The organism is Limimaricola cinnabarinus LL-001 (genome assembly GCF_000466965.1).
In the GTDB taxonomy this organism is placed as follows: Bacteria; Pseudomonadota; Alphaproteobacteria; order Rhodobacterales; family Rhodobacteraceae; genus Limimaricola; species Limimaricola cinnabarinus.
Genome location: NZ_BATB01000005.1, coordinates 108,049 through 122,599, shown reverse-complemented (window position 1 = coordinate 122,599; position 14,551 = coordinate 108,049). Strand labels below are relative to the sequence as shown.

General features: G+C 67.5%; 11 protein-coding genes and 2 pseudogenes. All 13 read right to left on the bottom strand.

Features of this window, described 5'->3' with window-relative positions:
- Positions 1 to 91 precede the first annotated feature (91 nt).
- Positions 92 to 418: pseudogene (locus tag MBELCI_RS03660) on the bottom strand (IS110 family transposase); the annotation flags it as partial.
- A gap of 252 nt (positions 419 to 670) precedes the next feature.
- Positions 671 to 2,344, bottom strand: a complete 1,674-nt coding sequence (gene recN, locus MBELCI_RS03655; protein WP_021692803.1) for a DNA repair protein RecN — start codon at positions 2,342 to 2,344, stop codon at positions 671 to 673.
- Between the two features lie 38 nt (positions 2,345 to 2,382).
- Positions 2,383 to 3,225, bottom strand: coding sequence for an outer membrane protein assembly factor BamD (locus MBELCI_RS03650; protein WP_045319667.1), 843 nt, complete (start codon positions 3,223 to 3,225; stop codon positions 2,383 to 2,385).
- Positions 3,226 to 3,371: 146 nt separating this feature from the next.
- On the bottom strand, positions 3,372 to 4,307 hold the full coding sequence (lpxC, locus tag MBELCI_RS03645) for a UDP-3-O-acyl-N-acetylglucosamine deacetylase (RefSeq protein WP_045319658.1): 936 nt from the start codon (positions 4,305 to 4,307) through the stop codon (positions 3,372 to 3,374).
- A 142-nt stretch (positions 4,308 to 4,449) separates the two neighbouring features.
- Positions 4,450 to 6,219 carry a cell division protein FtsZ gene (ftsZ, locus tag MBELCI_RS03640; RefSeq protein ID WP_021692800.1) on the bottom strand — a complete coding sequence of 590 codons (1,770 nt, stop codon included), beginning with the start codon at positions 6,217 to 6,219 and terminating at the stop codon, positions 4,450 to 4,452.
- A gap of 177 nt (positions 6,220 to 6,396) precedes the next feature.
- A complete protein-coding gene (gene ftsA, locus MBELCI_RS03635) occupies positions 6,397 to 7,725 on the bottom strand; it encodes a cell division protein FtsA (RefSeq protein ID WP_045319657.1) in 1,329 nt (442 codons plus the stop codon).
- A 22-nt stretch (positions 7,726 to 7,747) separates the two neighbouring features.
- Positions 7,748 to 8,635 (bottom strand): cell division protein FtsQ/DivIB, encoded by an 888-nt coding sequence (locus MBELCI_RS03630; protein WP_045319656.1) that lies wholly within the window; start codon positions 8,633 to 8,635, stop codon positions 7,748 to 7,750.
- Positions 8,623 to 9,537: a D-alanine--D-alanine ligase gene (locus MBELCI_RS03625; protein WP_081698476.1), complete on the bottom strand. Its 915-nt coding sequence runs from the start codon at positions 9,535 to 9,537 to the stop codon at positions 8,623 to 8,625. The genes MBELCI_RS03630 and MBELCI_RS03625 overlap by 13 nt, the downstream gene beginning before the upstream one ends.
- Positions 9,538 to 9,633: 96 nt before the next feature.
- A complete protein-coding gene (gene murB / locus MBELCI_RS03620; protein ID WP_045319666.1) occupies positions 9,634 to 10,563 on the bottom strand; it encodes a UDP-N-acetylmuramate dehydrogenase in 930 nt (309 codons plus the stop codon).
- Positions 10,564 to 10,571: 8 nt separating this feature from the next.
- Positions 10,572 to 10,835, bottom strand: a complete 264-nt coding sequence (locus MBELCI_RS03615) for a DUF2484 family protein (protein WP_021692796.1) — start codon at positions 10,833 to 10,835, stop codon at positions 10,572 to 10,574.
- Positions 10,832 to 12,234 (bottom strand): annotated as a pseudogene (murC, locus tag MBELCI_RS03610) (UDP-N-acetylmuramate--L-alanine ligase). The gene MBELCI_RS03615 and the pseudogene murC overlap by 4 nt, the downstream one beginning before the upstream one ends.
- 17 nt (positions 12,235 to 12,251) lie before the next feature.
- Positions 12,252 to 13,358: a UDP-N-acetylglucosamine--N-acetylmuramyl-(pentapeptide) pyrophosphoryl-undecaprenol N-acetylglucosamine transferase gene (locus MBELCI_RS03605; RefSeq protein ID WP_021692794.1), complete on the bottom strand. Its 1,107-nt coding sequence runs from the start codon at positions 13,356 to 13,358 to the stop codon at positions 12,252 to 12,254.
- Positions 13,358 to 14,524 carry a peptidoglycan glycosyltransferase FtsW gene (locus MBELCI_RS03600; RefSeq protein WP_021692793.1) on the bottom strand — a complete coding sequence of 389 codons (1,167 nt, stop codon included), beginning with the start codon at positions 14,522 to 14,524 and terminating at the stop codon, positions 13,358 to 13,360. Before MBELCI_RS03600 ends, MBELCI_RS03605 begins: the two co-directional genes overlap by 1 nt.
- Between the last annotated feature and the right edge of the window lie 27 nt (positions 14,525 to 14,551).

Here is a 14,551-nt window from a genome sequence, read left to right as displayed (position 1 = left end):
TGATCGCCAGCGTCACACCCCGCCACGCGCTGCGCTACGCCAAGGGCTCCGCCCGCAGCCTCTTACACCAAGCGTTGGGACACGATCTCTCGACGAAGCGCATGGTCGGTGGGGTTGCTGCTTCCACAATCGCCTCGGCGTCGGCCATGTCGTTCTTCTGGGTCTTCACATAGGGCCTGACGAACTTCGGTGCGATCAGCCGCACCTCATGGCCGAAACCCGTCAGCATGCGAGCCCAGTGGTGAGCCGTGGCGCACGCCTCCATCGCGACGCGACAACGAGGATGTGCCTCCATGAAAACCGCGAACTGTTTGCGTGACAGCTTCTTCCGAAAGACAACTTCGCCGTCGGCGGTCGCTCCGTGGAGCTGAAACACCTGCTTGGCCAAGTCGACGCCGATGATTGATACTTCCTTCATTGCACGATCCTCCTGATCCGATCCGGACCATCCTGGCACGAGTGCCGTCAGGAGGGGCTACCCAACCCATCATCAACGTCGATCGGATCGCCGAGTGCATTCAGGAAGCTTCGAAAGTAATGGTGTAGCAATGAGTGCACTCTGTGCGCTCACGGAAGAAAGTTGACCATTTTGTTCAAAAGCGAAGCGCTCAACACAGATTGCAGACACCCTTTTTCTATGCGGGGACGATAGTCTGCCGACCGTCCTTGGTCAGGCCGCGTCGGCATCACCGAGCAATACCCGCGCCGCGCCACGCGCGGCTTCGGTAACCGTATCGCCCGCGAGCATCCGCGCGATCTCGTCGATGCGGTCGGAGTCGTCGAGGGGCACCACGCGCGATGTCGTTACCTCGCCCGAGGGGCCAGTGCTCACCCCCTTTTCGACACGCCAGTGATGCGCCCCCAGCGCCGCGACCTGTGGCGAATGGGTGACGACCAGCACCTGCGCCCCGTCGGCCAGCCGCGCCAACCGGCGACCCACGGCGTTGGCGGTGGCACCACCGAGGCCCCGGTCGATCTCGTCGAAGATCAGCGTTTTGCCGATATTGTCGCCGGTCAGGCAGACCTTGAGCGCCAGAAGGAACCGCGACAGCTCACCGCCCGAGGCGATACGCGAAAGCGGGCCGGACGGCGCGCCGGGGTTGGTGGCGACGCGAAAGCTCACTTCGTCGCGCCCCTCGGGGCCGGGATCGGCGGGCGTCAGATCGACCTCGAACACCGCACGGTCAAGCTTGAGCGGCGCCAGTTCCGCCGCCATCGCCGCCGACAGCCGCAGGCCTGCGTCGCGCCGCAGTTCACTCAATGCGGCGGCGGCGGCGTCATAGGCGGTGTCGGCGGCGCGCATGGCGGCTTCGAGATCGGCCATGTCGCCTTCGGAAGCGTCGAGCGCCGCCAGTCGCCGACGCAGGCCGTCGGTGAAGCTGGCCAGCTCGTCGACCGCCACCTCGTGCTTGCGCGCCAGACCGCGTAGTGCAAAGAGCCGCTCCTCGGCGGCTTCGAGCGCACGTGGGTCGAACTCAAGGGCGTCGAGCACGTCGCGCACGCCGGTCTCGGCTTCGCCGAGGGCGTCAAGCGCGCGGGTCAGCGCTTCCATCACGAGGTCCAGACGGCCTTCGGCGGCCTCGATCGCGCCGTCGAGCCAACGCATCGCATCCGAAACCAAACCTTCGGCTCCTTCGCCGGAAATCACCTGATGGGCGCGTGCCACGTCGCCGCGTACCCGCTCGGCGCCCTGCATCCGGCGCCGCGTGGCATCAAGTTCGGCCTCCTCGCCAGGCTGGGGGTCCATCGCATCGAGCTCGGCCACGGCATGGCGCAGGTAATCTTCCTCGGCGCGCAACGCCTCCACCTGCCCCTGCACCGCCGCCAAGGCACGGCGGGCGTCGCGCCGCGCAGCCCAGGCGCGGCGGGTCTCGGCAATGGCGGGTGCAGCTTGGGCGAACTCATCGAGCATCAGCCTGTGGCCCCGCGGATCGAGGAGACCGCGATCATCGTGCTGGCCGTGCAGTTCCAGAAGCTGATCGGACAGCGCGCGCAGCACCTCGCCCGAGACGCGGCGATCGTTGACCCAAGCCGTCTTGCGACCGGTTTCGGTGTTGACGCGGCGCAGGATGAGTTCGCCATCGGCCTCGATCCCGGCCTCCGAAAGCACGCGGCGCGCCGGATGGTCGGCCGCGAGTTCGAACACCGCCGTTACCTCGCCTTGGGCCGCGCCCGCGCGCACCAGCTCGGCCCGCCCGCGCCAGCCCAGCACGAAGCCGAGGCTGTCGAGCAGGATCGACTTGCCCGCGCCGGTTTCCCCGGTCAGCACGTTGAGGCCCGGCTGGAACTCCAGCTCAAGCCTGTCGATGATCAGCATGTCCCGGATGTCGAGCGCGCGCAGCATGTCCAGTAACCCCCGGAGTGAACGTCAGCGCGAAGCGATCAGATCCATTCGCCCCGCACCAGCTGGCGATAGATGCTTGCCAGCCAGTTGTCACCGGTAGCCTCCATCGACAGGCCGCGTCCGGTGAGCAGGCGGTAGCTGTCCTCGTACCAGTCGGTGCCGCGATAATTGTAGCCGAGGATGGCGCCCGCCGTCTGCGCCTCCTGGATGAGCCCGAGCGAGAGATAGGTCTCGACCAGCCGGTGCAGCGCCTCGGCGGTATGGGTCGTGGTCTGGAACTGCTCCACCACGACGCGGAACCGGCGCGCGGCGGCGGCATAGTGACCCCGCTTGAGATAGTAGCGCCCGATCTCCATTTCCTTGCCCGCGAGGTGGTCGAAGGCGAGGTCGAATTTCAGCTTCGACTCGGCGGCATAGCTGCTGTCGGGATATTGCTCGATCACCGCACGCAGCGCCTGCAGCGCCTGAAAGGTCAGGCCCTGATCGCGGCCAATGTCATCGATCTGATCGTAATAGCTCAGCGCCAGAAGATACTGTGCGTAGGCCGCATCCTCGGAGGTCGGATAGAAATCGAGATATCGCTGGGCGCTGGCACGGCTGTCGTCATAGGCGCCGTCCTTGTGCAGGGCGAAGGCCTGCATGATCAACCCGCGCTTGGCCCATTCCGAATAGGGGTAGAGGCGCTCGATTTCACCAAAATAGAAGGCCGCGTCGTCGGCTGAACCGCTTTCGAGGCTGGCTTCGCCCTGTTTGTAGATCGCCACGGCGTCAAGCTGCTCAAGCGCGCCCGCACTCAACCGGTCAGAGGTGCTGCCGCAGCCGACCAAGAGCCCCAGAGCCAGTATCAGGCCCAAGCTGGCCCGTGTTCCGCTGCCTGCCATCCGCGCGTCCTGCATCCTGTCGGTCATCTGCCCATCCCGGGGTCGTTGCCCCGTTCACACCCCGCACCGGGGCCGCTCGGCCTCGGGTCTAGCATGAAAAAATCGGGGGCAAAATGGCTTTTCCGGCGGCGCTCGCGGCGCGGCGATCAGGCAACGGCGGCGAAATCGGCGGGCTTGAGCCGACTGCCCGGCAGCCGGTCTTCGAGCGCGGCGTCGCAGGTCACGACGCGCCAGGCCTCGGGCCGGGCAAAGAGTGCGCGCAGCAGGCGGTTGGTCATCGCGTGACCGGCGCGCAGCCCTTCGTAGACACCGAGGATCGGCAGGCCCGCGGTGCCCAGATCGCCGAGCGCGTCGAGCATCTTGTGGCGCACCGCCTCGTCGGGATGACGCAGGCCACCGGGGCTGAGCACCCGGTTGCCATCGACCACCACCGCGTTTTCGAAGGTACCGCCGAGTGCCAGGCCCTGCGCCTGCATCGCTTCGACATCCGAGAGGCGGCAGAAAGTGCGGCTGTCGCACAATTCGCGCAGAAAGGCACCGTTGGCCATATCGAGCACGCGCGACTGATGACCAATGGCCGGATCGACGAAGTCGATCTCGAAGTCGATCCTGAGGCCGCGCGGCTCGTGACCGCGGGCTGGTCGCAGCCGGGCCATGGCCTGGCCGTAATAAACCTCGACAACATCGAGCATCTCGATCGCCCGGAGCGGCGCGTCCTGACGCCGCAGCCCGGCATCGAGGATCGCCCGCGCGAAGCCTGCGGCGCTGCCGTCGAGAATCGGAACCTCGGGGCCGTCGATCTCGATCAGCGCGTTGTGCACGCCACAGCCCGAGAGTGCGGCCATCAGATGTTCGATGGTCGAGACCGATACGCCGTCGGCATTGACGACGCGGGTATTGAGCGGCGAAATCTCGACCAGATCCCAACGCGCGGGCACCAGACGGTCGATCCCGACCACATCCATGCGGCGGAATACGATGCCATGGCCCACGGGCGCGGGTCGCAGCACGAGTCGGACCGGTCGCCCCGTATGGAGGCCAATGCCGGTAAAGCCGACGTATCTGAACAATGTGGTCTGCACGTGTCTCTACCCGGATCCATTTCGGATTTCGTTACCCCAGTGACCTAAGCGCTCCCCCTAGAGGTCACAATTCACTCTTTGCGACAGCGTGAAACATGTGGTCCGGAGCACGCAGTCGATAGGAAAAACCCCCTGAAAACGGCTAGGGCCGCCCGAAGGCGGCCCTTGTTGCACAAAGAATGTGCGGCTTTGCGTCAGTTCGCCTGACGCCGCAGGAAGGCAGGGATCTCGATGCGCTCCTGCTCGGGATCGGTCTCGCCGTCATCCTGCCAGTTGGGGGCCTGACGTGGCTGCACGGGCTGCTGCGGCTGCGCGCGCTGGGTCGGCGGCTGCGGACGCGCGGCTGCGCCGGGGCGCCGGGCTGCTCGGCATGACCGGTCATCCGGTTGATGAGCGAATTGATACCGAAGCGCGGCTGCCGGTCGGCCTCGGCGCTGCGGGCCGGAGCGGCGGGGCTGCGCGGCTCGGCGCGGGGCATCTCGGCGCGCTCGGGCTGCTGCTGGCGCGGCTGGTTCTGCGACGCGGCCCGCAGACGCGCCATGGTGTCAGGAGAGGCTCCACCGGAGGCACGCGGCGCGGGCGCCACGAAGCTTTCGGGGGCGGACTCGGCCTGACGAGCCGCCTCGCGGCGCGGTTCGTAGACGGGGGCCGGCACATCGTCTTCGTGCTGCGGCTGGAACCGCTGCTGCGGCTCCTCGCGCGGGGCAGAGCGCCGGGTGTCGAAGCCTTCGGCGTAGTCCTCTTCATAGGAGGGTTCGGGCTCTTGACGGACCTGCTGCTGCGGCTCGCGGCGCGGCACGGAGGCCTGGGCGCGGGATGCGGGCTGCGGCTGGGCCTCGCGGCGCGGCGGCACCGGCGCGGCCTGCATCTCGTCCTCGGTCGAGACGCGCTCGCGCAGCGGCTCGCTCATCTTGCGGCGCGGCACGGGGACGTCCTCGTGCTTGGCCATCGCATCGATGCCGGTGGCGACCACGGAGACGCGCATCCGGCCTTCCATGCCGGTGTCGAGCGTGGAGCCGACGATGATGTTGGCCTCGGGATCGACCTTCTCGCGGATCTTGTTGGCCGCCTCGTCGAGCTCGAACAGGGTGAGGTCGTAGCCGCCGGTGATGTTGATGAGCACGCCCTTGGCGCCCTCGAGGCTGATCTCGTCGAGCAGCGGGTTCGCGATCGCCTTCTCGGCGGCCTGAACGGCACGGTCCTCGCCCTCGGCCTCGCCGGTGCCCATCATCGCCTTGCCCATCTCGTCCATCACCGCGCGGACGTCGGCGAAGTCGAGGTTGATTAGGCCGGGACGCACCATCAGGTCGGTCACGCCCTTGACGCCCTGATAGAGCACGTCGTCGGCGAGAGCGAAGGCCTCGGTGAAAGTGGTGTTCTCGTTGGCAAGGCGGAACAGGTTCTGGTTCGGGATGATGATCAGCGTGTCGACCACCTTCTGCAGCGCCTCGACGCCGGCCTCGGCCTGCTTCATGCGCTTGCCGCCCTCGAACTGGAACGGCTTGGTGACGACGCCGACGGTCAGCACGCCGAGCTCGCGCGCGGCCTGGGCGATGATCGGCGCAGCGCCGGTACCGGTACCGCCGCCCATGCCGGCGGTGATGAAGCACATATGCGCGCCGGCGAGGTGATCGACGATCTCCTCGATCGACTCCTCGGCCGCGGCGGCGCCGACGGTGGCACGAGCGCCCGCGCCCAGACCTTCGGTGACCTTCACGCCCATCTGGATCTTGGCTTGGGCGCGCGATTGCTGCAGCGCCTGCGCATCGGTGTTGGCGACCACGAACTCGACGCCGTCGAGCTCCTTCTCGATCATGTTGTTGACCGCGTTGCCACCAGCGCCGCCCACGCCGAAGACGGTGATCCGGGGCTTGAGATCTTCCTGCCCCGGCAGAGAGAGGTTGAGTGCCATCGCTGTCTGCCTGTCCTGAATCTGGCCCGTCCCGCCGGGCGTGTCTGCCATTGTTTGGCCAAACTATCCGCGCGCGCTCGTATCGTCACGGGGAAACTCGGGCATTCTTACTGTTTTCTTGAGGTTTCCGCAGCGTCGAATATCGGCCCTGTGGGCCGATGAGCGACATCTTGCGTATCACCAGTTGTCCTTGAACCATTTGAAGGCCCGTTTGAAGGACCGCGCCGAGTGGCGCTCGGCAGGCACTTCGAAGTCCCACCATTCATCCTGCGGATGCGCGGCAAAGAGGCACAGCCCCACCGAGCCCGCGAAGGCCGGGCCGGTGGCGGCCTGCGGCAGACCCTGCACGCGCAGCGGTCGGCCCAGACGGACCTGCTGGCCGAGGATGCGCGTCGCCAGACCGTCGAGCCCGGGGATCTGGCTGCCGCCGCCGGTGAGCACGATCTGCTGGGAAGGAAGATGCTCAAAGCCCGCCGCGTCGAGCCGCTGGCGCACCTCCTCGAGGATCTCCTCGACGCGCGGGCGCATGATGCCGATCAGCTCGGCGCGGCTGACGGTGCGGCGGTCATGCTCCCAATCGCCGGTGTCGCCGCCGATCTCGATCATCTCGCGGTCGTCCATGCCGGTGGCGACGACGCCGCCGTAGAAGGTCTTGATCCGCTCGGCGGTGGCCATCGGCACCTGCAGGCCCATCGAGATGTCGGAGGTGACATGATCGCCCCCCATGCGCACGCTGTCGGCATAGATCATATGCTTCCGGATGAAGACCGAGATGCCGGTGGAGCCGCCACCCATGTCGATGCAGGCCGCGCCCAGTTCCTGCTCGTCCTCGACCAGCGAGGACACGCCCGAGACATAGGCAGACGACGCGATCCCTGCGACCTCGAGGTCGCAGCGCTTGATGCAGTAGAGCAGGTTCTCGATGGCGGTGGCGTCGACGGTGAGCAGGTGCATGTCGGTGGTGAGCCGCTGGCCGATCTGGCCGCGCGGATCGGCGAGACCCGACCGATGGTCGAGTGCGAAGTTCACCGGCTGCGCGTGCAGCACCTCGCGGCCGTCGCCATAGTCGGGCATCTCGCAGGCGGCGAGCACGCGGCCGATGTCGCCATCGGTCACCTGGCCCTCTTCGACCTCGACCTCACCGTCGAGACCGTAGCTGCGCGGCCGCGCACCCGACAGCGTGGCGATGACGTGATCGACGCGCACGCCCGCCATCTTCTGCGCCGCCTGCACCGCGGTGCGGATCGCGCGCTCGGTCTCGGCCATCGCCGCGACCTCGCCGAAGGAGACCCCGCGCGAGCGGGTGGTGGCGGCACCGATGATGCGGAAGTTGGACTGCCCGGCCATCGAGCCCACGCCCTCGAGCGCCGGGGCGTCGCCGTCGAAACGCAGCACCAGACAGGCAATCTTGGAGGTGCCGACGTCGAGAATGGCGATGACGCCTCTCTGCATCGCCGCCTTGCGCATGTGCCGCATCGCCCGCTGCGTCTGGTAGAGCTGCCCCATTTTCGTTTCCGCCCCGTTTTTTCTAATTTGTCTCGCTGACGCGGCGAAGCCGCACCAATGCCTGCTCGGTCAGCCTTATGGTCGGCCGATCCTCGTTTCTTATGTCCACCGCCGCGATGTCGCGCGCGAGAATCTCCTCGGCCTCATCGAGCGCCATCACCCGCTCCAGCGCCTTCACCGGCGCCTCCGCGGGCAGAAGGATCCGCTGGTCGCGGTCGAGCACCAGATCCCAGCGCCGTTCGCCCATGCGCACCAGCCCCCGAATGCGCGGGGCGACGGGGGCGGCGGCGGCAAATAGCGCCAGCGCCTCGTCGATCTTTTCGCGCGCGCCGTCGCCCGCGATGAGAGGCAGGTCCGCGCGGTCGGAACGCGCCGGGATCATCCCGGTCATCACGCCCTCGGCATCGACGAGCCGCAGCCCGTCGACATAGCGCCACACCGCCACCGGAACCCGCTGGGTCACCGCGACCTCGAGCGTGCCGCCGGGGCGGACGCGCACCGTCGCGTCGGCCACCGCCGTCAGCTCGCGGATGCGGCTGCGGATCTCCGGCAGGTCGAGATCGAAGGAGGACACCGGCATCTTCTCGGGCAGGAACGCCTTGATCGCGGCGGCGAGCGCGGGCTCGGCGCCCTCGATCTCGACCGCGCCCACCATGAATTCGGGTCGCTGCTGGACCATCGCCTTGAGCCGGTCGACCTGCGCGGCGAATGCGGTGCGGTTGTCCTGCTGACCGAACCAGATGCCACCCACCGCCGCCACGAGCACGAGCGGCAGGCCGAAGCGCAATCCGATCCGGAAGGCCGGCGTCAGCATCAGCCGCTGGTAGCGGTAGCCCCAGCGCGTCGGCGCCGGATCGCGGCGCATGCCGTATTGCGGCTGGCGCCGGAACAGCGAAGTCAACGATCGCATGAGGCGTCCTCCACCAGCCAGCCGCAGAGCTCGGGAAACGAGATGCCGACCTTGGCCGCCTGCTCGGGCGCAAGCGAGGTCGGCGTCATGCCGGGCTGGGTGTTGGTCTCCAGAAGCACGAGGCCATCAAGCCCCCTGCCCTCGTCCCAACGGAAATCTGTGCGTGAAAGGCCACGGCAGCCCAAGGCGCGATGCGCGCGAAGCGCGTAGTCGAGACAGGCCTCGAAGATCTCCTGCGGAATCTCGGCGGGCACGACATGGCGCGAGCCGCCGGTCTTGTACTTGGCGTCGTAGTCGTACCAGCCATTCGTCACGATATCGGTCACGGTCAGCGCGCGGTCGCCCAGCACCGTGGTCGTCAGCTCGCGCCCCGGAAGGTAAGCCTCGACCATCACCGTCGCGGGCATATCTTGGGCAAGTTGCGGCGGCTGGTGCGCGCCTTCGGGCACGATATAGACGCCGACGCTGGAGCCTTCGTTGTAGGGTTTCACGACATAGGGCGGCGGCATGACATGGGCGGCCATCACCTCGGCCTTGGTGGCGAGGCGGCTCTCTGCCACTGGAAGCCCCTCGGCGCGAAAGGCGGTCTTGGTGGCTTCCTTGTCCATGGCCAGCGCCGAGGCCAGCACGCCCGAATGGGTATAGGGGATACGCAGCCATTCCAGCAGGCCCTGGATGCAGCCATCCTCGCCGCGCGGGCCGTGCAGGGCGTTGAAGACGACACCGGGAGCAAGGTCGCGCAGACGCTGGGGCAGGTCGGGGCCGGCATCGACCTCGATCACCTCATATCCTGCCTGCCGCAAGGCCGCCGCGCATTCGCGCCCCGTGGAAAGAGAGACCTCGCGCTCGGCCGAGGGTCCGCCCATCACCACGACAACCTTGGGATGTGTCCCGCTCGACATTCCCGCACTGCCCCATTCGCGCGCCGCTGAACGGCGCGTCATTGTTATGGCCCTTGTGGGCCTCCCCCGCTTGGCGGGGGCCGAATTATCCGTGTGTCACGCGCTCGGTTGCCCGACCCGCATGATTTCCCATTCTAGCGTCAGGCCCGAATGCTCGTAAACCCTTTTCCGGACCTTCTCGCCCAGAGCTTCGAGATCGGCCGCCGTCGCGTTGCCCGCATTGGTGAGAAAGTTCGGATGCTTGTCGTTCATCACGGCACCACCAAGCCGCGCGCCGCGCATCCCCGCCTCGTCGATCACCTTCCAAGCTTTCAACTCGTGGCTGTCATCGGCGCGCCCGGTTGAGGAGAATCCCACCGGATTGCGGAAGGTCGAGCCCGCCGTGCGGTCGCGGGTGGGCTGGCTGGCGTCTCGCTTGGCGATCTGCTCCTCCATCCGTGCCTCGAGCGCCACCGGATCGCCTTCGGGCGCGTCGAACACCGCCTCGACGATCACCGCGCCCTCCGGCAGACGGCTCGAACGATAGGCGAGGTCAAGCGCCGCGGCGGCAAGCGTTTCCGTTCGGCCATCGCGGTGGATCACCGTGACCTCGCGCAGCGCGTCGGCGACATAGGCGCCGTAGCAGCCCGCGTTCATCCGTACCGCGCCGCCGATGGCACCGGGGATGGTACGCAGGAAGGTCAGGTCGCGCCCCGCCTGCGCCGCCTTGCGCGCGACGTGCGAATCGAGCGCGGCCGCCCCGGCGATGACGCGGCCATCGGGTGCGATGTCGATGCCATTGAAGCCGCGCCCGAGCCGGATCACCACGCCGCGGACACCCCCGTCGCGCACGATGAGGTTGGAGCCGACGCCCATCGCGAAGACCGGCACGGAAGGGTCGAGGTCACGCAGGAAGGCTGCAAGATCCTCGCGGTCGGCGGGTTGGAACAGCCAGTCGGCCGGCCCGCCCACGCGCAGCCATGTCAGATCGGCGAGCGCGCGATTTGGGGTCAGCCGACCCCGCGTGTCGGGAAGTTCGCTGGGCATGCCGGTCATCACGCCCGCCCGAACCGCCGCTTGAGCCGCCGACCGGCCGCCATCAGTGGCCAGCGCAGCACCGAGGCCCCCGCCGCCATCATCGCCACGCCCGCGATCGGACCCAGCGCATAGGTGGTCCAGCCCAGAAGCGGCACGCCGATCACCACGAGGGCGGTGGCGCAGCTGCGGTGGTTGTCGCGCGAAGGCAGCATAGCGGCGAGATTGGCCGCAATCACCCACAGGCAGGCGACCGCCAGCGGCAGGGCCTGCGCCGCGCTCATCCGTCCTGTTCCAGCCTTGCGGGCAGCGCACCGGCCCAGGCACTGATCGTGCCCGCTCCGAGGCAGACAACGATATCGCCGGGACGAGCCTGCTCGCGCACCAGATGGGCCAGATCCTCCTCGGAGGTGACGGCGCGCGCGTGGCGATGGCCATGCCGGATCAGACCGGCGACGAGGTCGTCGCGTCCCGCCCCCTCGATCGGCTCTTCTCCAGCGGCGTAAATGTCCGAGATGCCGACCACGTCGCGTCGTTGAAACAGGTGCAGAAATCGTCGAACAGCGTGGCGAGCCGCGTGAAACGGTGCGGCTGGTGCACCGCGATCACCCGGCCTTCGCTGGCTTGGCGAGCCGCACGCAGCACGGCGGCGATCTCCACGGGGTGATGGCCGTAATCATCTATGATCGTGACGCCGTTCCATTCACCGACCTTGGTGAAGCGCCGGTTGACACCCCCGAACCCGGCAAGTGCCGCACGTATCTCATCGCGCTTCATGCCCAAATGCCGCGCCACGGCGACGGCGGCGAGCGCGTTCGACACGTTGTGATCGCCCGGCATCGGCAGGGTGCAGCCCTCGATCACCGTGCCCTCGGCGCGCAGCACCACGTCGAAATGCGCGATGCCGCCCTTGTAGGTCAGGTTGGCGGCACGCACGTCGGCCTGCGCGTTGAACCCGAAGGTGGTGACGCGGCGGTCGGTGACGCGGCCCACCAGCGCCTGCACTTCGGGATGGTCGGTGCAGCATACGGCGAGGCCGTAGAAAGGGATGTTCGACACGAAGTCGAGGAAGCCCTTGCGCAGCCCCTCGATCGAGCCCCAGTGATCCATGTGCTCGGGGTCGATGTTGGTCACGATGGCGATGGTGGCGGGTAGCCGGTTGAAGGTGCCGTCGCTCTCATCGGCCTCGACCACCATCCATTCGCCCTGCCCCATCCGGGCATTCGAGCCATAGGCATGGATGATGCCGCCATTGACCACGGTGGGGTCGAAATTGCCTGCGTCGAGCAGCGTCGCCACCATGGTCGTGGTGGTGGTCTTGCCATGGGTGCCGCCCACGGCGACGTTGGAGCGCAGCCGCATCAGCTCGGCCAGCATTTCGGCGCGGCGCACCACGGGAAGACCGCGGCGGCGGGCTTCGTCAAGCTCGAGGTTGCCCGGCTTGATCGCCGAGGAGATGACGACGACTTCGGCCCCTTCGAGGTTCTCGCCCGACTGGCCGATGAAGACCCGGGCCCCGAGGGTTTCGAGCCGCTCGGTGATTTTGGAGCCCTTCAGGTCCGAGCCTTGCACCGTGTAGCCTTGGTTCAGGAGCACCTCGGCGATGCCGGACATGCCGATGCCGCCGATGCCGACGAAGTGGATCGGGCCGACATCGAGCGGCAGTTTCGTGGCGGCGTTCATGGCTTGCGTCCCGTCCATCAAGAATCCGTGCCCTTCTGTCCATCCGCGAGGCGTTCCACAACCCCCGCCAACCGCTCTGCCGCGTCGGGAACGCCCGTGTCGCGCGCCGCATGCGCCATCCGCATCGCGCCGTCGCTGTTGCCGAGTACCAGCGCGATCCGCTGGGAGAGCGTCGTCACATGAAACTTGCTCTCGGGGAACATGATCGCCGCGCCGGCGTCGACGAGACCGCGCGCATTTGCGGTCTGATGATCCGCGGCGGCGGCCGCGAAGGGCACGAGGATCGAAGGCCGGCCAATGACGCTTAGATCCGCGATGGTCGAGGCGCCGGAGCGGCAGATGACCAGCTGCGCCTCGCTCATGCGTGTCGGAACATCGGCAAAAAAGGTCTGCACGTCGGCATCGATCCCCTCATCCGCGTAATAGGTGGAGACGCGCTGCACGTCCTCCTCGCGGGCCTGATGGCTGACCCGCACCCGGCGGCGCAGTTCGGCCGGAAGCTCGGCGATCGCGGGCGGCACCACGTCCGACAGGATGCGCGCGCCTTGGCTGCCACCGATTACGAGAACCGACATCGGGTAATCGCCCGGCGGAATGTAGGCCGCGCCCGAACGGTCGAGCACGGCGCGGCGTACCGGGTTGCCGGTATGGATCGCCTCGACGCCATCGGGCAGCGCGGTGGGCCAATTGCCGCAGGCCACGGCGTGGACGCGGCGCGCGAACAGCCCGTTGACTCGGCCCAGCACGCCGTTCTGCTCGTGGATCATGCGCGGCAGCTTGAGGACCGTTGCCGCCGAAAGCGCGGGAATCGAGGGGTAGCCACCAAAGCCAACCACCACCGAAGGCCGGTCGCGCATCATCCGGGTCACCGCCGCCGCCACGCCGCCGCCGATGCGAAACGGCGCGATCACCTTGGCCGAGAGGCCGCCGCGCGCGAAGGTGGCCGCACCCACCTGTTCGATCTCGACCTCGCGGGGGAAGTTCTGGGTATAGCGCGCGCCGCGCGCGTCGGTGGACAGCTTGACCCTCCAGCCGCGCGTCAGCATCAGCTCGGCAAGCGCCTGAGCAGGAAACATGTGGCCGCCGGTACCACCGGCGGCGATGACGAGAAGCGGCGCCGACATCAGCGGCCCCGCCGCAACAGGATGTCGCCGATGCCGCCCTGCGGACGGGTCCGGGTAAAGGCGAGGAGCATGCCGAGCGCGATGCCGGACGCGATCACCGAGGAGCCGCCATAGCTCACGAAGGGCAGCGTCATGCCTTTGGCCGGCAGGAGCCGCACCGCCACGCCCATGTTGATCATCGCCTGCACGCCGAAGGCACAGGCGAGGCCGGTGCCGGCCAGACGGATGAAGGTGTCGCGCTCCTTCATCAGCCGCATCAGCGAACGCACCACGATGGTGCAGTAGAGCACGATGATCGCGATCACGCAGACCAGCCCGTATTCCTCGGCCGCCACGGCGATGATGAAGTCGGTATGCGCGTCGGGAAGCGACCACTTCACCTGTCCCTCGCCGACGCCGACGCCGAAGAAGCCGCCCTCGCGGATCGCGTTGGTCGCATAGCCGAGCTGGGTGTTGGGATCGACCTCGGCCGAGAGGAAACCGTCGATGCGCCGGGCGAAGTGCTCGGAGTTGTTGTAGGCGAAGGTGCCGCCCAGAATGACCACACCTGCGAGGCCCGCCAGTAGCAACATCGGCGCGCCACCGACAAAATACATCACGCCCCAGGAGAACAGCACGAGCGCCGCCTGCCCGAAATCGGGCTGCAGCACGAGGAACATGACAATGGTGAAGGCCAGCGCGAAGGACCACAGCCGGCCCGGAGGACCCGAGGGCTCCATCCCTGCCGCCATGAACCATGCCGCCACGACGACGAAGCCGGGCTTGAGGAACTCCGACGGTTGGACCGAGGCAAAACCGAAGGAGAACCAGCGCACCGCGCCCTTGCCAAAATCGGTTCCGAAGACCGGCAGCAGCATCAGCGCGACGAAGGCCCCTGCAAAGCCCACGACTGCGAGGCGGCGCACCACCTGCGGCGTCATCATCGACACGCCCATCATCACCGCGAGCGAGACGATGCCGAAGAATGCCTGTCGGCTGACATAGTAAAACGGGTCAAGACCGTTGCGGGAGGCCAGCGGGGGCGAGGCCGCGAGCCCCAGCAGGATGCCGATCGCAAAGAGCAACAGGATGCAGGACATGGTCCAGACATCGATGGTCCGCCACCAGCGGGGGAGAATCGGATCGACGGTCCGTACGGGGACCGCCCCATGCACCATTTCGGTCATGAATCTGCTGCCTGATTGCCTCTGCCC